Here is an 18,834-nt window from a genome sequence, read left to right as displayed (position 1 = left end):
CGTTTCGACAGTCGCTGTCAGCAATAAAGCGGCGTTATTCAGGCCGGCAGAATAATTTTTTTCAATTCTTCATGAATGGCGCAGTTGCCATGCAAAGAATCAAATAAGCATTGGTAAATAACGGCGATCTTATTCAGGTAATGTTCCAGCACGGCCTGCCTGTCACGGTTATTGATTTGGCCGTCAATCAGGCCGCTTTCATCCAGCGTGGCGTGGGCGAAAGGGGCGAAGTTTTCGTCTTCGTTGGGGGCGGCCAAATTAATGCTGTAGCAGATGTCGCGGCTGTAAAAACCGTCGCTCAATTGAATACGCAAGGTGAAGTGATTGAACAGCGTGAAGCGGATGTCCTGACCCTGTCCGCAGATAAACTCATGATTGATATTCTGTTTTGCGGTGGTTACCGCTTTGACCAGCGTGTTGTGGTAATGCTGCCATTGCGCCATTAAACGGTTGTTTTTGCCGGCGATATAATCGGCCTGGCTGGTCAGTTCATTTATTGTGCTCATCAGTGTCACCCGGTGTGTCGACATTTCCTGTGGTGACGCTAATAGGGCATAAATCGTGCCAGCTTGGTTTGGCTTTAATTAATGACTTTAAATTCAATGATGCAGCGAATTATTTTGCGCATGGGTTAACGCTGCATGGCGGCTTTTACTGTCGATGACATCGACACTCGACAAATGTGTCGGGGCCTGACTGGCACCGTATTTGCACAGGTATTTTCAGTTGGCCGTTTTATTGCCGTTACCGGAGACAGCATGCACGAAATAACGCTTTGCCATTACGCGCTGGAGATTATGCAGCAGCATGCGCAGCAACAGCAGGCGCGGCGAATTACCGCCGTGTGGCTGGAAGTGGGCGCATATTCCTGCGTCGAGGCGCAGGCGCTGCATTTCTGTTTCGACATGGTGTGCCGCGGCACGCTGGCCGAAGGCTGCACGCTGCATTTGCAGCAACAGCAGGCGTTGAGCTGGTGCCACGACTGCCAATGCGAAGTGACGTTGCCGTTGCCGCAGGTGCGCATCTGCCCGCACTGCGAAGGCCATAACCTGCGCGTGCTGGCCGACGACGGCATACAAATAAAACGTCTGGAAATCGAATAACCACCGAGGGGAAAGCTTATGTGTAGCACATGCGGTTGCGCCGAGGGCGAATTGACCATTGAAGGCGACGCTCAGCCCACCAGGGTGCCGTTCCGCCCACGTCAGAACCCGAAAGGCGATTTGCATTATGGCTTTGGCGCGGCCGGCACCCATGCGCCGGGTATCAGCCAGCGACGCATGCTGGAAATAGAAACCAACGTGCTGGCGAAGAACGATCGCCTGGCGGCGCACAATCGCGAACATTTCGCCGCGCAACAGATCCTGGCGCTGAATCTGGTGTCCAGCCCCGGTTCCGGTAAAACCACCTTGCTGACGCAAACCCTGCTGCGGCTGCGCGACAGCGTGCCGTGCGCGGTGATAGAAGGCGATCAGCAAACCACCAATGACGCCGAACGTATTCGCGCCACCGGCGTGGCGGCGATCCAGGTCAATACCGGCAAGGGGTGCCATCTGGACGCGCAAATGGTGCATGACGCTGCCCACCGCCTGGCGTTGCAACCCCACAGCCTGCTGTTTATCGAAAACGTCGGCAACCTGGTGTGCCCGGCCGGGTTTGATCTCGGCGAACGGCACAAGGTGGCGGTGCTGTCGGTCACCGAAGGCGAGGACAAGCCGTTGAAATACCCGCATATGTTCGCGGCGGCGCGGCTGATGCTGCTGAACAAGATAGATTTGATGCCGTATCTGGAGTTTGATCTCGACGCCTGCATCGCCAATGCCCGGCGGGTCAATCCGCAGATTGAAATCATCACGCTGTCCGCCACCCGCGGCGACGGCATGGATCAGTGGCTGAACTGGCTGGCGGCGCAACGATGTGCATAGGCATTCCGGGACGAATTGTAGCGTTGGACCCACGGCATTCGCAGCATGTGTGGGCCGAAGTGTGCGGTGCGCAGCGTGAAATCAACATTGCGTTGGTGTGCCAGGCCGGCGAGCCGCGTGAGGCGCTGCTGGGCTGTTGGGTACTGATCCACGTCGGTTTCGCCCTGAGCCGGCTGGATGAACCGGAGGCGGCGGAGATGCTGGCGGCGTTACAGGCGATGGGTGAAGTGGAAAACGACGTGGCGCTGTTTATGACGGGGGAAGGCAACGATGAAATACGTTGATGAATTCCGCGATCCGCAGTTGGTGAAATCCCTGTTGCAGCGCATTGCGCAACGCGCGGCGAAACTGCCGTTCAGCGCCGAACGTCCATTGCAGTTGATGGAGGTATGCGGCGGCCATACGCACGCCATTTTCCGTTTTGGCCTGGATAAACTGCTGCCGCCGCAGGTGGAGTTTATTCATGGGCCGGGTTGCCCGGTGTGCGTGCTGCCGATGGGGCGCATCGACGCCTGCCATGAAATTGCCGCCAACCCCTCGGTGATTTTTTGTACCTTTGGCGACGCGCTGCGGGTGCCGGGCAAACAGGGTTCGCTGATGCAGGCGCGGGAGCGCGGTGCCGATGTACGGGTGGTGTATTCGCCGCTGGACGCATTGCAACTGGCACGCGCCAACCCGCAGCGGCAAGTGGTGTTCTTCGCGCTCGGTTTTGAAACCACCATGCCGGTGACTGCCGTCACGCTGCAACAGGCGCGCCAGGAGGGCATTGGGAATTTCAGCGTCTTCTGCCAACACATCAGCCTGATCCCGACGTTGCGCAGCCTGCTGCAACAGCCGGAGGTACGTATTGACGGCTTTCTGGCACCGGGCCACGTCAGCATGATCATCGGTACCCAACCCTACCGCTTTATCAGCGGCGAGCATCATAAACCCCTGGTGGTGACCGGCTTTGAGCCGCTGGATATTTTGCAAGGCGTGATGATGCTGATCGAACAGTTCTGCGACGGCCGCAGCCGCACCGAAAATCAATACCGCCGGGTGGTGCCGCAAAGCGGCAACTTATTGGCGCAGCAGGCGATGGCGGAGGTGTTTGTGATCGGCGGCAGCAGCGAATGGCGCGGATTGGGCACCATTGCCGATTCCGGCATCGGCCTGAGCGCCGCTTATGCCGATTTTGACGCCGAACGCCGTTTCCGGCCCCAGCCGCAGCAGGCGGCAGATGACCCGCGAGCCTGCTGCGGTGCGGTGCTGACCGGCCGCTGCAAACCGCGCGATTGCCCGCTGTTCGGCGGTGTCTGCACGCCGCAAAACGCTTTTGGCGCACTGATGGTGTCTTCCGAGGGAGCCTGTGCCGCCTGGTATCAATATCGTCGAGAAACAGAGGAAACTGCCGCATGAATTCGGTTATTACCCTGGCGCACGGCAGCGGCGGCAAAGCTATGCAGCAACTGCTGGAGTCGCTTTTTCTGCCCGCCTTCGCCAATCCGCAGTTGGAACAGCGTGAAGATCAGGCGCGCATCGCGCTGGCGTCGTTAATGCGGCAGGGCGATCGTCTGGCGTTCACCACCGACAGCTACGTCATAGATCCGTTGTTTTTCCCCGGCGGCGATATCGGCAAGCTGGCGGTATGCGGCACCGCCAACGATCTGGCGGTCAGCGGCGCGACGCCGCGTTATCTGTCCTGCGGATTTATTCTGGAGGAAGGGTTGCCGCTGGCGGAATTGGCGCGGGTGGTTGAGTCGATGGCGGTGACTGCCCGCCAGGCCGGCATTCAGATCGTGACCGGCGATACCAAAGTGGTGCAGCGCGGTGCGGCGGACAAGCTGTTTATCAACACCGCCGGCATTGGCGTGATCCCGCAGAACATCGAGTGGTCGGCACAGCACATTCAAGCCGATGACGCGATCATCGTCAGCGGTACCCTGGGTGACCACGGCGCCACCATTCTCAACCTGCGCGAACAGCTCGGCATGGCGCTGGCCATTACCAGCGATTGTGCGGTGCTAACGCCGTTGATTGCGCCGTTGCGGGCGATTGACGGCGTACACGCACTGCGCGACGCCACCCGTGGCGGCGTGAACGCCATACTGCACGAATACGCCGCTGCCTGCGGTTTCGGCATCGAAATCGACGAACAACGCCTGCCGGTGAAACCGGCGGTACGCGGCGTTTGCGAGCTCTTGGGGCTGGACGCGATTAACTTCGCCAATGAAGGCAAGCTGGTACTGGCGGTGGCGCAGGCGGCGGTTCCGGCGGTGTTGGCGGCGTTGCAGGGGCACCCGCTGGGCGCGGATGCGGCGGTGATCGGCCGGGTAACCGAAGGGGCCAAACAGGTGCGGCTGCGCGGAGCCTATGGCATCAGCCGGTTGCTCGATTTGCCGCATGCCGAGCCTTTACCTCGCATTTGTTGATCCGATCGGGGGAAGCGGCCGCCGGTCGGCAGTAAACTTTGCGCCGTAGCTCACATAAAAATAAAAAAATTCAATTACCGCAACCGGATGCCGTGATGGGCAGAGTGATGGTCAATGTCGAATGCAAGCATAGAAAAACAGGAACTGCTGGAAATTACCCGCTTGTTGTTCAGCCAGCGCGATTACGGCGAATTGCTGGCCCAACTGCAACAGATCGTTCGGCGCCGGCAGCTGGCGGACGATGTGGCGCTGGTGCTGCTGCACCCGAACGGCGCGCGAGTCAGTTTCCACGGCCAGGACGGGAATGGCCAGCCGCTGAACTATCAGGATGAAACGTTGCTGGCCAATGGGCCGATCGCGTTATTACGCGAAAATATGCAGCCGTTGCGCTTGTGTGGCACCGATCTGCACCGGCGCTACCCGCAGTTGGCCATGCTGGCATTGTACCCGCCGCTCAGCCATTACTGCCTGATGCCGCTGCGTGCCGGCGGGCAACTGCTTGGCGGTTGCGAACTGTCGCGTAACGACGGCAAAGCGTTCAGCGATGCGGCGCTTGGCTCGCTGGCCACCCTGATGGAGTTGACGGCGCTGGCGGTGGAGCAGGTACAGTTGCGTGAAACCGCCGAGCGGCAGCAGCGCCAGTTACGCCATGAGCGCGATGATTTTCGCGTGCTGGTGGATGTCACCAACGCCGTGCTCTCCAAGCTGGATCTGGACGATCTGATTGGCGAGATCTCCAGCGAGATCCACCGCTTCTTCAAAACCGATGCCATCAGCATTGTGCTGCCGGGCGATCGCGACGATCGCGTGACGATCTACGCCACCCATTATCTGCAAGATAATCTGGCCAAACGTCAGCAATACAGCGTACCGCTGGCCGGCACGCTGTCGGAAAAAGTGATGCAGAGCGGCGAAATGCTGCTGCTGAACCTGAAACACTCGGATCCGTTGGCCGAGTATGAACGGCAACTGTTTGATTTATGGCATGAGCAAATTCAGACGTTGTGCGTGCTGCCGCTGATTTTCGGCCAGAAAACCCTCGGCGTGCTGAAGCTGGCGCAATGCCAGCCGGATAATTTCAATGCCGCCAACCTGCGGGTGTTGCAGCAGATTGCCGAGCGTATCGCCATTGCGGTCGATAACGCCTTGGCCTACCAGGAAATCAGTCGGTTGAAAGAGAGTTTGGTGCATGAAAACCTGTATCTCACCGAACAGATTAATGACAACAACCCGGATTTCAGCGAGATCGTCGGCCGTAGCGCAGTGATGTCCAGGGTGCTGCAACAGGTAGAAATGGTGGCGAAAAGTGACTGTTCGGTATTGATCCTCGGTGAAACCGGCACCGGCAAAGAGTTGATTGCCCGCGCCATTCACAATTTGAGCGAGCGCCGCGATCAACGGATGGTGAAGATGAACTGTGCGGTGATGCCGGCCGGGCTGCTGGAAAGCGATCTGTTCGGCCATGAAAAAGGGGCATTTACCGGTGCCAGCTCCCAGCGTATGGGGCGTTTCGAGCTGGCGGACAAAGGCACGCTGTTTTTGGACGAGGTGGGCGAAATCCCGATCGAGTCGCAGCCTAAATTGCTGCGCGTGCTTCAGGAGCGCGAGTTTGAGCGGGTTGGCGGCAACAAGCTGCTTTCCGTCGATGTGCGCTTGATCGCCGCCACCAACCGCGACCTTCAGCAGATGGTCGCCGACCGCGAATTCCGCAGCGACCTCTATTACCGGCTCAATGTCTTCCCGATACTCATTCCGCCGTTGCGCGAACGGCCGGAGGACATTCCGCACCTGGTGAAATTTCTCACTTACAAGATTGCACGGCGCATGAAACGCACCATCGACAGCATTCCGGCCGAAACGCTGCGCCTGCTGAGCCAAATGCCCTGGCCGGGCAATGTGCGCGAACTGGAAAACGTCATTGAACGGGCAATACTGCTGACGCGCGGCACGGTGCTTAATCTGCAACTGCCGGAGCTGCAATATGCGCAGCCTTCAATGGCACCAGTCGCAGCGCCAGCGCAGGTGATAGCGGGCGAAGATGAATATCAAAGGATTGTGCGGATACTCAAAGAAACCAACGGCGTGGTCGGTGGGCCGCGTGGCGCTGCGCAGCGGCTGGGATTGAAACGTACGACCCTGCTTTCTCGGATGAAGAAAATGGGCATTTGAGGCAGAAAAGAATTTCCGAATGTTGTTGCGTATTCATATGAAGATGAGGGGGGTAATTATTTTCAGACTGAATGTTTGATTGTGAAAATTATAATTAATACGAAAATTATTTTATGGATATTTTTATACGTAAGCAACGATCGAATTGGCGTTGATTATTTTTGTTGGCTGGCAAGTTCATAATTCATCACCTATAACTATCCGGGTGTTTAACTTATAGGGTTGTGAGCATGCTATCAATTCCAGGTGTATTAATATCTAATAGACACAGTATTTCTTTAAAGGATGAGACCGAAGCGGCACTGGCAGTGATTAAAAACGTCGAACATGACTTTTTGGATAATATGGTACCGGCTTGCCGGCAGGCATTGACCTATTTAGAACATGACATGGCGCGTTCGGAGACGGTCAGTAACGAGGTGTTCAGGATTTTTGATGATTACTTCGGTATCATACGTTCGTCGGAAAAACCATTGGACGTATATATTTATTCCGGCATCCACTGTGCATTGATATTTAATGAAGAAATAAGTTCCTCTGCGACAGCATTGTGCATTGAGGAACAGGAAAGTCTATTGCGAGGGATACGCGAAGCGGTATTGATTGGTATTGATTACCTCTGTATTCCTGCACGGAACGACAGGGTGAATGCATGAACACTCCAGAGTTAACCCGTTGGAAAGTCGGGCATAAGCTTTTTACCCTGTTTATTCAGGCGGCATTATGCGCATTGCACAGCGTTGAAGAGTATTTTCTACAGAATAATAGATTTGACGGTGTGATCTCATTGAAAAATGCGGCCAGCATGATGAGAATGTCGGCTCTGGCAATGAAATATAGTGCTGACTTTCAGAAAGGAAAGTATGAAAGTATTATCAGACCATCGATGCCTGATAGATTCAGCGGATTGGGAAGTATGGATCATGCCTATTTGATTAAAGTCATGGCGCGGATAAAAAAGAATAAAGAACAAATGCGGGAATTTTTTGGCGAAGCATATGATGATTTTGTCGTGTCGGTACAGCAAGCCTATGATGCCCATATTTTTGTTTGCGAACGTTTTGTGGAAAATCAAAACAGCCTGAGAAGTACACAGCTACACCCGGCCTCTGAAGTGCTCACGGAATTCAAAATTAAACGTTTATCTTTCATTCAACCTAAAGAGTAATGGACGGGAACCATGTTTAATCAAGAGGAATTGGCCATATTGGCCAGGCAGCTTTCTGCCCTGGATGCGAGTTTCTCCCTGTTGCCTGAGTATGAGGAGAGTGAAGCGCTGGCACCGATGGAGTCGGTATTGAGTGAGCTGTCTTCAAGGATGGCTGATAATTATCCTTATTTTCATCCCTTTTATTTGGGGCAAATGCTGAAACCCCCTCATCCCATGGCGCGTCTTGCCTATTCCTTATGCCTGTATATCAACCCGAATAATCATGCGCTGGACGGTGGCAGGGCCACCTCGGCGATGGAAAAGGAGGCGGTTGCCGAAATTGCCAACATGTTTGGCTGGCGCGAGCATCTTGGCCATCTGACCAGCGGCGGGACTTTTGCCAATCTGGAAGCGCTGTGGATAGCCAAAATGATACGTCCGGGGACATCGGTTGTCGCCTCGGAACTGGCGCATTACACCCATGAGCGAATTAGCCGGGTGCTGGACATGGAGTTTGAAAAGATCCCCTGCGACGCCTCCGGGCGGATGGATATTCTTGAGCTGGAAGCGAGATTACGGCAAGGCAATATAGGGACTGTGGTTGTGACGTTAGGCACTACCGCCGCAGGAACGCTTGATCCATTGGACGCTATTCTCGCGCTGAAAAGAAAGTACCGCTTCAGAGTTCACGTCGATGCTGCCTATGGCGGCTATTTTTCCCTGTGCGAGGGGCTGTCTGCTGCAAGCCGGGGCGCGTTTGAGGCGATGGCGCAAGCGGACTCTATTGTTGTCGATCCGCATAAACATGGCATGCAACCGTACGGGTGTGGCTGTGTCTTGTTTAATGACCCAGGGGTAGGAATACATTACAAACATGATTCGCCGTACACCTATTTCAGTTCGGATGAACTGCATTTAGGGGAGATCAGTCTGGAATGCTCCCGGGCCGGCGCATCGGCCGGTGCGCTTTGGGCCACCCAAAAACTGCTGCCTTTAGTGGCGGGTGGGGCATTTGCCGCTGGGCTTCAGTGTTCCAGGGATGCCGCCATGTCACTGTTCCAGTGGTTAGAGGAAGAGACCGACTGCGTGACGGTTATGGAACCTGCACTGGATATTGTCCTGTGGTTTGTACCCGGCGCCACTGCCCAGGCCAGTTCAGCCTTATCGCAAAGGGTGTTTGAAAAGGCTGCTGAAATGAACCTCCATCTGGCATTGGCGCGAGTCCCTAAAAAATTGCTGCGGGATAAAATTGCGCCGAACAGCGCGTTTTGGGACGCCGACACGGTGTTGTGTTTGCGCGTTTGTTTGATGAAGCCGGCCCATAAAACCTGGTTGCCGCAGATTCAGACGCATCTTCGGGCTGCAATGCATGAAGCTGTCAAGGTGCGGGCGGAAACCACGTGTTAAAAACCTTATAGGGGCAGGGTGTGAAAACAGATCATCAGGAGCGTTTCGTTTATAGCCTGTTGGATGAGACTTATGCAGCACAAGCTATTGCGTGTCTGTGTAGGGTATTTAGCGCTCAAGAGCCGCTGGGGAAGGCGCTAGGTATATCCCCTGACGAGTTGGCACCTTTCGTCGCTGATTTGGTGCATCATGCGATAAAAATCAACTTGTCGTGGGTCGCAATAGAAAAAGCGTCGTCCCGTTTGGCAGGGGTAAGGATATTGACGGATTTTCATAACGACTTTATCCCCGGTGATTACACAAGCCAAAAACTAAATACCATTTTCACTTTTCTTGATTCGCTTTATCAGGCTCAGCCTCATGGCGAAGACAATGAATATAACCCGTTGCTGCATTGCTGGATGGTTGCGGTTTTGCCGGCATTCCAGCGACAGGGAGTATTGCGTAATCTTTATCGGTCAGGCAGTTTTTGGGCTTATAAAAAGGGATTCAGATGGGGTGTTGAGGAAGTGACAAGCCGGTATAACCTCGCTTTTTTGGAAAGCGAAGTGACGGTGACGAAATTAAACACCCTTAACTATGCGCAATATGAAAGCGGCGGTACCTTGCCTTTTTTATTGGTCGAAGACAGTAAGGCCTGCGTGCTATGCAGGTATCCCTTGGAAATAGAGTCGGGGTGTTATACGGCTTTATTACGATGGCGAGTGGGCAACCCGGTTTTCCCGGTACCTTTAACCGGTGGGGAACGTGCAAGATGAGGGCGCTGGAGCGATCGTCGCGACGAGAATCGCCTCCGAACGGATGAGCACCTCTCCAGCCCAGCCTGCGCTTGGCGCTACGGTGGCTCCAGGTGACAATATGCTTTACCCCAAGAGGCCAGGCCAGGAAGGTTTCTTGTTAAGTCACCGTGGTGCAAGTCGCCCGACAAAATGCGTCATCCACTTTTAGATATCTTCGACACACTGATTATGTCCACCGGGCATAGGCCGCATCTTTCTCTTGGTGAGAGAATATGATGATCGGCAGTGTGGGAAACACTCCATGTAAAGCAGTGGCGGTATTCAGATGGGATGCGCTGCTTTTTGAATTATTATCATTCTTTTAATCTCAATTATTTATTTCTGTTTTATGAAATAATAACGGATTGGAATTTCCTACATTATTAAAGAATTTTGAATGATTTAGGGTGAAAATAAATGTTATCCCATGACCTCTGTATGAGGTGAAGGGGGTTTGGCGCAATAATACCTAAAAGCACTCAATTTATCGGGTATTTCCTGTAAATGTAACAGAATGAATATTTCTGTGGGTGTTGCGCTGCTGCATGATATATCTCAGTTGAACTTTAAGGGTTTTTTATCTTTTAAAATGTATCTGATCAGTTACAGATTAATCATTTCTGGGTGGCCATGATGCGTTACTGTGGCTTGCTCAAGAAAAAAAGGATTTTTTAACCTTTTGTTTTTATATGGTTATTTATTTATCGGTGTAAAGTTGCAAAGATAATATCATTTATGCTTCCTGGTAGGATTATTGACATGGTTGGAGGGGTAGCCTAGATTTTATTCCGTTACACTAAAGTAACGCTAATGTAATTTCGTTGATTAACATTAAAGGAAAATACTATGCAAAACATTCAGAACGACCAGAAAGCCGAAGTGGTTTCTTCCAAGAAACAAAAGTCTACGTTCTCACTTAATGTTAAAAAGAAAGCTAACCAAGAAGAGCGCCGCGCTCTGGGTGCTCTGGTTAAGTAACCTTTAATAAGGTAAAGGCTGTTTGATATCGCAGCCTTTTTTATTTTCTTAGTAGATTTTTGGGGCTGTGTCTATGAGCTATCCCTATCTTAATTATTTCTCTGCACTTCATGAACAACCTGCGGCAGTTAAAATTGTAGCGACTGGCGCTGATATTACCATTGAAACCGAAAATCCACGGGCACTGAAAAATTTATTACTGGATATGGATGGTGAAAATGCCATAAGTCTGTTATCGGAAAAACATTGCTATGATGAGAACGATATTTGTGATTTGTCACTGCAATTATCCGACGCCGGCGTTGCAAAAATAGGAAAAGCACCTTTAGACAATACGCTTGATCCGCAGGATTTCGCTAAAGTATGCCGGGAAGTATTCCCGAAATGGAAAAAGGATGTGTTCACGCTTGATTTCTGGCATGACTTAACCTCAGGGAAATTATCGAAGTCTGCCTTTGCCGGCTGGTTGCTGGAAAACTTCTACTTTATTGAAGGGGCGACTAAGCGGCTCTCTTTAGTCACTGCAGCCGCTAACGAAAATAAAAAGATTCGCGCGCTTTTCTCTCAGCATTTTATCGAAGAGTACAATCATCACCTGTTTTTCATGAAAGCCTTGAAGCGGTTGGGCTTTACCAAGAAACAGGTTTTAAATCATCAACCCTTGCCGAGTACCATGGCGATTATCAATCACATGCGCGAATGTGGTCGTAGAGATGCGATTTCTTATGCCGCGTGCTCTGCATTTCTTGAGTCTACCGGTGGCGATCGCAAAGACGGCATGGTGTTTTATAACGCGCTTATCCAATATTACGATCCTGAAAATATCGGCATCGTTCAACCGCTCATTGAGCATGCCTATCTGGATGAAGAGTATGGTCACAATGATTGGTTGGAAAAAGTTTGCGCCTGCGTATCAACGTTAGAGAAAGAACGCGCCGATGAGGCGATTAACTCTGCGGCAACATTGGTCGAGACGCTAACGCTTTGGACGCACGATATGAAAAACCATTATAGCCATATCCCTTTCGAAGAGATCCTTAACCCTTCACGTTATCGCTGAGGCAGGAATTGCTATGAAATGTCATGTATCTTGTGAATTGACCGCCGATTCATTACCGAAATGCCTCCCTCATGCCACGCTGACGATAAATCGGCAAGATGCCACGCTTCATGTGCCGGGCAACGACTATGCCTTCAGCGGTGCAAGTGCCGAGCTGATTCTGGCTATTTTCAATGATATTAATGGAATGAATACGGTTGAAAGCCTGTCGCGTAAAAGCGGTTTCGAACTTGAAGACGTCATCAACTTGCTTTGCTATCTGCGCGATGAGTCCATACTGATTGATATGAACAGGGACAATACGGGCCCACTCAGTGGCGTTCAACTGGTCGAGCTAGTGAAAAGTGAAGTGGTTTTCTGGCGTAAGCATATTAATCATCAACCTTTTTGGCAAAGCGTTCATGACGGAAAGTGCAGCGAGCGGCAAATTCATGGATGGGGTATTGAATTCTATCACTATGTAGATGCTGCCAATGAATATATGGCCAACGGGGTTGCATATTGCCGCGAATCAATAGATATCCGGCAGAAAATTGCCGCGCATTATGCAGAGGAGGCCGATCACGGAGAGATATTTCTCCAGGGGTTGATGGCGGATGGGCTACCGGCAAAGCTGGTTGAAAATGCCAACCCATTACCCAGTACGCGAGCCTTAATTAATTATCTCAATGAAGTGGCAATGGAAAGCTCGCTAGTCTATACCGCGATATTTTCATTGATGCAGTCAGATGGTGATGGTTTCAATAAGGCGGGATTAACTGAGTATTATTCTCGGCTTATTTCACTGTATCCCTTTGCCAAAGGAATGTTTGGCGCTTTCCTGAAACATGCCTCTATTGATGCACAATTGGGTCACCAGTCGTCAATTTTCGAAAATCTTTATTCTAATGACGAAATGGTTTCATCGCATGAGGTGAAACGCACATTTGCGACCATTCGCCAATTGGTGAACTATTTTATTCTCTACTATGAATATATTTTCGAATATTACGGCGATGAAAGTTCGCAACTGCCAAGACGTGCACCACGGATCACCGACTTTATATCATCTGCGAACCAGAGGTAATGCCAATCATGGAAGCCTGGGAACAACGTGCGAAAAGATTTATTGCGGGGGGCGCTACTCATGACAGTTGGGCTACGGCGAATCCGCTGGTATTTGAACGTGCGGATGGCGCCTATAAGTGGGACGCCGAAGGCCGGAAATATACCGACTTTTGGATGGGGCACGGTGCACTAATTGTTGGCCATAACCATCCCGCCGTGACCCGGGCGGTGACGGCGCAGCTTCATAAAGGTACGCACCTGTCGGGCAATCATACCCTGTTGGTTCAGTGGGCTGAAAAGATCACCCAATTGATACTCAGCGCTGAGCAGGTTCGATTCTGCGCCTCGGGCACCGAAGCGACGCTGTTAGCGATGAGGTTGGCGCGCGCTTACACCCATCGCGCCAATATCGTGCGTGTAGACGGGCATTTTCATGGTTGGCATGACGAGGCGCTTTCCGGCGTTTTTGAAGGATGGCCCACAGGCGCTCATCCCGAAGCGGCCAGCCATTTACATGTGGTGCCGCCGTACGATCTTGAGGCGATGGAAACGGCATTGGCCTCGAGGGAGACGGCGGCGGTGATCGTGGAACCCGGGGGTGGGAGCAGCGGCACGTTGCCCTACGATCCCGGTTATCTGCGAAGGTTACGCGATATTACTCGGCAATACGGCACCTTGCTGATCTTTGACGAGGTGATGAGCGGATTCCGCTATGCGCCGGGCGGCGTGCAGCAATTATCCGGCGTCATCCCGGATATCACGACCTTGTCCAAAGTATTATGCGGCGGTTTATCGGGGGCTGCGGTTGCCGGCGGCCAGGCGATTATGGCCTGTTTTGAGGCCGGCCATACCGACAAGGTGCTGCACACCGGGACGTTTAACGGTAATCCGCTGTCCGCAGCTGCCGGACTGGCCACGTTAGCATTGGTCTCTGATGGGACAATTCAAAAAACGCTGGATCGCAATACTGCGCTCTTTGTTGATGCTGTTAACGACAAAGCCAATCAGGTGGGTATCGACGTGCATTTATTTCATCAGTCTTCGATCTTTCATATTTTGATTGGTGCGAAAAAGGCAGGTATTGATATCGCCCCCTCTGAGGACGCCGTCTGGATAGCGCAAAAAAACGGTGCCATATATAGCGAGCTAAAGGTATTCCTGGCTCAACAAGGCATTGATATGCACAAGTCCCATGGTTGGTTGAGCACCAGCCACACGCATGCGGTGCTGGAAGCCGCAGCGGAAAAATTCCAATGTGCGTTCAATCAGTTACTCAACCAAAACCGAGCGACAGGCCTGGCGAGTTGAGCGGGGGGAGACGTCATGATCGAGATCGTTAACTTTATCGACGGCAAACATGTCAGATCAACGGAGGACGGCAGCCTGTTTTCAGTCAATCCGGCCACGGAAAAACGTATTGCCCACATCAATATTTCCTCACCAATGGATGTGGATGCTGCCGTGCTGGCGGCTCGGACTGCCTACGAACAAGGCCCATGGCCGCATATGTCGGTAGAGGAACGCGCTTCTTATCTGCATATGATTGCCGATGCGCTGGAAGAAAACCTGGCCTTGTTTGCCCAATATGAGTGTGAAGATACCGGCTTCCTCTCGAAAATGTGCCTGTATGGCCATCTTCCACGCGCCGTTGAACATTTCCGTTTTTTTGCTGAAGAAGGAAAGCGCTTTTTTGGCAATGCCATTCCCGTCGGAGATGCCTATTTCAACATTACTCACCCGGTACCGCTTGGTGTTGTCGCAATTATGACACCGTGGAACGGCCCGCTCGCCGTTTCATCGATCAATTTGGCGGCGGCCTTGATCTCGGGGAATACCGTCGTTTTGAAGCCTTCGGAACTGGCGCCGATTACGGTTTCTCTGTTGGGGCAAATCTTTGAGGAAATTGACCTGCCGGCAGGCGTTGTCAATATCATCCAGGGCGCCGGATTGCCGACAGGGCAGGCATTGATACAGCATTCTGATATTGATCTGGTTTGTTTTATCGGTGGAACGCAGGTTGGCAAAGAGGTTTTAAGGCATTCGGCCAATACGGTACGGCGATCGATACTGGAGCTGGGAGGAAAATCGCCGACGATAGTATTGGCCGATGCCGATATCGACGCGGCACTGGACGGTGCCTTGGTTTCTGCATTCAGCAGCAACGGGCAAGTGTGTACCGCCGGTTCGCGCATTATCGTCGAGCGTCCCATCGCAGAGGCGTTTAGCCGTAAGTTTATTGAAAGAACCCGAAATATCCGCATCGGTAACCCTTTCGATGACGCAAGTGAAATCGGCCCGATGATCACTGCCGCTCACCGTGCACAAATGTTGGCCGCAATTGAACAAGCGCAGCGACAAGGTGCCAATTTGCGCGCCGGCGGCGCGATCCCTGCGCAACCTTCACGGGGATTTTACCTTGAGCCTGCCGTTTTCACGGAGGTTCATCCCCAGAGCGATCTGGCGAGAAATGAAATATTCGGTCCCGTCATCGGAATTTTTACGGCTGACGATGAAGCTTCTGCACTGGCATTGGCGAATGACACGCCGTTTGGTTTGGCAGGATCGGTGTGGAGCCGGGATCACTCTCGCGCATTGTCGTTTGCCAAAAAAATACAGGCGGGAAATGTCGGTATCAATACGCCTTTCATTCGGGATATTCGCTGCCCGTTTGGCGGTTTTAAACAAAGCGGGATCGGAGCCGTCGGGGGGCGATGGAGTCTGGAGCAATATACTCAAACGCAAACCCTGTGCGTGCCCCTTAACGGTTACGCGTTACCTAAATACGGCGTCCGGCAATAGTCGCCTGCCGTGCTTGACCCTCATTCGATTCAATGACTAGCGTGAGCGTGAATATGAACGAAACAATCAATAATAATTTCAAATTAACCGATTATGACGTGGCGCAGTTCAATAAGAATGGCTTCGTTGTTTTGCGGTCATTTCTGTCTACCGCACTGATTTCTCATATCAAGGACTCGATTACCGAGCATCTGCGGTTGTTGGATGAAAACCAGACAGGCTTCAAGCGCGTTGGTTACGATATTTTTGAGCAAGATCAGGCTATCAAATCGCTGCTCGCTGACGATCGTTTTTCGGGAACCTTAACCACGTTGGCCAACCGCAGTTTGTTCTACACTCAGGGGCTGGGTTTTCAGATCGAAAAAGAAAAGCACACCGGATTCCCTTGGCACATTGGCACGCAAAGCTTCGGCTATCAGCGTGGTGAAGATTTTGGTTGTTCAATGTGGGTGCCGCTGGCGAAAATCGACACCGAGCGTCAGGGCGGCGGTATGAGCTATGTGCCGGAACATATTATTTCAGGCAAGTTTATGTATACGGATATTGATCCGGCTATCGACCAAATGATGCGTGAACTTGCAGAAATGGACAGGGATTCGCTGGATTTAGAGGACTACATCGAATTGCGCCACAGCATCCTTAATTCACCGGCGCTGAGCGCGTTGCTCGAGTATTACAAGCATACCGACTCATTTAACCTGGGGGATGTTTTACTTTTCAATAAAAATGTCATCCATGTGAGTGAGCCGTTATTAGAAGGTGAGATTGCAACGCGTACTGCCTTCGTCATGCGTTTTGTCGACATTGATAGCCGCTATGATGAAACGCGAGCCCGCGGGTTGGATTTTCCAATGACCTACTTTGGTCACCCTCCTTCTTCCGATTTTCATGCCAAAGTCAGTGAAAAAGACGGCGAATTGATCCGCGAAAGCAAGCTATTCGGGGACAATGGCGGTCGTATCTTGACGAAGCCATAAATACAGATGCGCAAAGGAGGTTCATTTGGAAAAAGCGGCGGAGTATTCAATATGGAAAAACAGCCAATTTCGAATGCTGTTTTCCGGGGCACTGTTTTGCAATCTGGGCGGCAAGGTATATGAGTTGGCTTTGCCGCTATTAATCTACGATATTACGCGTTCATCCGAAATGATGGGTTGGGTGAGAGCCGTCGAGTTTTTGCCTTATATCGTGCTGGCGGCAGTTATCGGTGCCTGGATCGATCGGGTTGATCGAAGAGTGTGGTCGCAATGGATGATTATTGGGCAGGTGGCGTGTCTGTTATCAGGCTGGCTGGCCATCCAGTGGTTGCCTAACCCGCTGTGGGTGCTGTTTCCCTGCGCCTTTTTCATGATGGCGTTCAATTTCGGTTACCTGAATGCCAGAATGGGCATGTTGAAGCATATCCTCCCCACGCCATTGCAAAGCGCCGCTACGTCAAGCATGGGGTCCTTAAACAGTTTGTTCCAGGCTTTAGGGCCGTTACTGTCAGGCGTGATCATTCTGTTTTCTTCCGTGCATATTATTTTCCTGTGGATTGCCTTATTCCTTTTTATCGCCTGGTGTTACCTGATAAGGATGCCGTATGAAAAAGAGGTCTTCCGCGTTAACGGTTCAATAGGACAAGCGATAGTTGAAGGATACCGGATCCTGCGAGCTAATACCCCCCTTTATCACATGGCACTTGCTATTGCGATATTGAATACAAGCTCGGCCGTTTTCTCATTGCAGTCGATCTATTACGCCAAAAACGTGTTGACGATGAGCGCCGTTGATATTGGTTACATGGCTTCTGCGGGCGGAATTGGCGGGATACTGGGATCATTGCTGACGGTGCGTTTGCGTAATCGGTTTGGTTTAGGGAAAGTGATGATCGTCACGATGATTATCCAGGCATTAGGCTATCTGTTTATCTTGTTTTCTCATCAGGCATTGGCATTGGTTTTTGCCTTTTTCTGGGTCAGTTTTTTCGAGGTGATTACGGCAATTCTCGTTTATACCTATCGGCAGGAAAGTGTCAAAACGGAGAACCTGGGTAAAGTCATGGGGATCACGGGGACGCTGTTCAAAATTGGCCTGCCGTTTGGCCTCGCTGCATCAGGATATATTGTCTCCGGAGCAGGCATCGGCGCATTATTCATCGCTTGCGCCGTCATTCAAATCGCGATGGGGGCGTTATGCCTGTTGAGCCCTATGGCGAAGGTGGTTTAGCCGGCAACAAATCGCGGCGCTTACTCGCCGGTGCCGACACGGCGAGTTTTCATATAATCGGCCAGTTGCTGGTTGTCGGCACGCGGGCTGCTTTCCAGGGCGGCCAATACGCCACGCTGGTCATCCTCGCTTCGGTGCTGGCCGAGCTTCTCCTTGGCCTGAATGTCATCAAGTCGAATTTTAAAGGCGACAATCGCCTGGCGCTTTTTGCTGACAAATTCTGCAGGCATCAACTGCCGTTTCTCCATCAGACCCGGCTCGAAGGTATTTACCAATACCTGCATGGCGCGTTCAGTCTCTTCGGCATCCAACATTTCCACCGTACCATAACAATGCACAGCAGCGTAATTCCAGGTGGGAACGGCTTCCTGCGCCTGATACCACGTCGGGGATATATAGGCGTGCGGGCCAGTAAAGGCCACCAGGACCTGCTGACCTTCGAGTTCTTTCCAGTGAGGGTTGGCACGGGCAACGTGGCCATACAGCATGCCCTTCGTGCCCTCATCAGGATGAAACACAAAGGGCAGGTGGGTTGCCGTCAGCGAAGGGGAGACCATCAGGCCAAAGCTGTTGCCGGCGATAAATGTCGCGATGTTTTCGCTATCAGCCATGATCATCTTTTTAGGGGTATACATCGCGCGCGGGCTCCATTCTCGGTCGGTACGATCTTTCGCTTGGAATGTCTATCAACATAGCCGCCATCGGGTGTCCGTGCAACACGAAGGCGCCCATTGCGCGATGCTGCCATTCGTCAGGCTGTTTGCACGCTGGCAGACTGCCTCAAATAGTTTCAGGCAGTCCGTTTCACTTCAATACGAACTCAGTTCCGGTTTACCGCCATAACAAAATCCTAAATTTCACTCATATAGATTACAGATAGCGGCGCTGAACCTTGTGTGAC

19 protein-coding genes are annotated in these 18,834 nt (G+C 52.1%); 17 read left to right on the top strand and 2 right to left on the bottom strand.

Features of this window, described 5'->3' with window-relative positions; translation table 11 throughout:
* Nucleotides 1-38 precede the first annotated feature (38 nt).
* Nucleotides 39-506 (bottom strand): formate hydrogenlyase regulator HycA, encoded by a 468-nt coding sequence (hycA, locus tag D4100_RS19060; protein WP_119805023.1) that lies wholly within the window; start codon nt 504-506, stop codon nt 39-41.
* 252 nt (nt 507-758) lie between these two features.
* Here hycA and hypA point away from each other — a divergent pair, with 252 nt between their 5' ends.
* From hypA to D4100_RS18980, 17 genes are all read left to right on the top strand, one after another.
* Entirely contained in the window at nt 759-1,103 is a 345-nt protein-coding gene (hypA, locus tag D4100_RS19055) for a hydrogenase maturation nickel metallochaperone HypA (RefSeq protein ID WP_065506871.1), read from the top strand.
* Between the two features lie 18 nt (nt 1,104-1,121).
* Nucleotides 1,122-1,925: a hydrogenase nickel incorporation protein HypB gene (gene hypB / locus D4100_RS19050; protein WP_119805022.1), complete on the top strand. Its 804-nt coding sequence runs from the start codon at nt 1,122-1,124 to the stop codon at nt 1,923-1,925.
* A complete protein-coding gene (gene hypC, locus D4100_RS19045) occupies nt 1,916-2,209 on the top strand; it encodes a HypC/HybG/HupF family hydrogenase formation chaperone (RefSeq protein ID WP_065506601.1) in 294 nt (97 codons plus the stop codon). Before hypB ends, hypC begins: the two co-directional genes overlap by 10 nt.
* Nucleotides 2,196-3,323 carry a hydrogenase formation protein HypD gene (gene hypD / locus D4100_RS19040; protein ID WP_065506600.1) on the top strand — a complete coding sequence of 376 codons (1,128 nt, stop codon included), beginning with the start codon at nt 2,196-2,198 and terminating at the stop codon, nt 3,321-3,323. Before hypC ends, hypD begins: the two co-directional genes overlap by 14 nt.
* A complete protein-coding gene (gene hypE, locus D4100_RS19035; protein WP_065506599.1) occupies nt 3,320-4,336 on the top strand; it encodes a hydrogenase expression/formation protein HypE in 1,017 nt (338 codons plus the stop codon). Before hypD ends, hypE begins: the two co-directional genes overlap by 4 nt.
* Nucleotides 4,337-4,450: 114 nt before the next feature.
* On the top strand, nt 4,451-6,505 hold the full coding sequence (gene flhA, locus D4100_RS19030) for a formate hydrogenlyase transcriptional activator FlhA (protein WP_119805021.1): 2,055 nt from the start codon (nt 4,451-4,453) through the stop codon (nt 6,503-6,505).
* A gap of 230 nt (nt 6,506-6,735) precedes the next feature.
* A complete protein-coding gene (locus D4100_RS19025; protein WP_119805020.1) occupies nt 6,736-7,161 on the top strand; it encodes a hypothetical protein in 426 nt (141 codons plus the stop codon).
* Nucleotides 7,158-7,673 carry a hypothetical protein gene (locus D4100_RS19020; RefSeq protein ID WP_065506596.1) on the top strand — a complete coding sequence of 172 codons (516 nt, stop codon included), beginning with the start codon at nt 7,158-7,160 and terminating at the stop codon, nt 7,671-7,673. Before D4100_RS19025 ends, D4100_RS19020 begins: the two co-directional genes overlap by 4 nt.
* Before the next feature lie 12 nt (nt 7,674-7,685).
* Nucleotides 7,686-9,062, top strand: a complete 1,377-nt coding sequence (locus tag D4100_RS19015) for a pyridoxal phosphate-dependent decarboxylase family protein (RefSeq protein WP_119805019.1) — start codon at nt 7,686-7,688, stop codon at nt 9,060-9,062.
* Between the two features lie 20 nt (nt 9,063-9,082).
* Entirely contained in the window at nt 9,083-9,820 is a 738-nt protein-coding gene (locus tag D4100_RS19010) for a hypothetical protein (protein ID WP_244941683.1), read from the top strand.
* Nucleotides 9,821-10,687: 867 nt separating this feature from the next.
* Nucleotides 10,688-10,819, top strand: coding sequence for a hypothetical protein (locus tag D4100_RS25985; RefSeq protein WP_257784488.1), 132 nt, complete (start codon nt 10,688-10,690; stop codon nt 10,817-10,819).
* A gap of 73 nt (nt 10,820-10,892) precedes the next feature.
* Nucleotides 10,893-11,879 (top strand): thiaminase II/PqqC family protein, encoded by a 987-nt coding sequence (locus tag D4100_RS19005; protein ID WP_119805018.1) that lies wholly within the window; start codon nt 10,893-10,895, stop codon nt 11,877-11,879.
* A 13-nt stretch (nt 11,880-11,892) separates the two neighbouring features.
* Nucleotides 11,893-12,945, top strand: coding sequence for a thiaminase II/PqqC family protein (locus D4100_RS19000; protein WP_065506592.1), 1,053 nt, complete (start codon nt 11,893-11,895; stop codon nt 12,943-12,945).
* Between the two features lie 8 nt (nt 12,946-12,953).
* Nucleotides 12,954-14,234 (top strand): aspartate aminotransferase family protein, encoded by a 1,281-nt coding sequence (locus tag D4100_RS18995; protein ID WP_158586348.1) that lies wholly within the window; start codon nt 12,954-12,956, stop codon nt 14,232-14,234.
* Between the two features lie 15 nt (nt 14,235-14,249).
* Nucleotides 14,250-15,725, top strand: a complete 1,476-nt coding sequence (locus D4100_RS18990) for an aldehyde dehydrogenase family protein (RefSeq protein WP_065506590.1) — start codon at nt 14,250-14,252, stop codon at nt 15,723-15,725.
* A 53-nt stretch (nt 15,726-15,778) separates the two neighbouring features.
* Entirely contained in the window at nt 15,779-16,702 is a 924-nt protein-coding gene (locus D4100_RS18985; RefSeq protein ID WP_065506589.1) for a phytanoyl-CoA dioxygenase family protein, read from the top strand.
* Between the two features lie 25 nt (nt 16,703-16,727).
* Nucleotides 16,728-17,933: an MFS transporter gene (locus D4100_RS18980; RefSeq protein ID WP_119805016.1), complete on the top strand. Its 1,206-nt coding sequence runs from the start codon at nt 16,728-16,730 to the stop codon at nt 17,931-17,933.
* 20 nt (nt 17,934-17,953) lie between these two features.
* On the opposite strand, the gene D4100_RS18975 is transcribed toward D4100_RS18980, so the two are convergent.
* Nucleotides 17,954-18,568 carry an FMN-binding negative transcriptional regulator gene (locus tag D4100_RS18975; RefSeq protein WP_065506588.1) on the bottom strand — a complete coding sequence of 205 codons (615 nt, stop codon included), beginning with the start codon at nt 18,566-18,568 and terminating at the stop codon, nt 17,954-17,956.
* Between the last annotated feature and the right edge of the window lie 266 nt (nt 18,569-18,834).

Origin of the sequence: Serratia inhibens (assembly GCF_003591175.1) — a bacterium.
Taxonomy (GTDB): Bacteria; Pseudomonadota; Gammaproteobacteria; order Enterobacterales; family Enterobacteriaceae; genus Serratia; species Serratia inhibens.
Note: the sequence above shows the minus strand (reverse complement) of the source record. Positions and strands in the feature narration are given on the sequence as shown.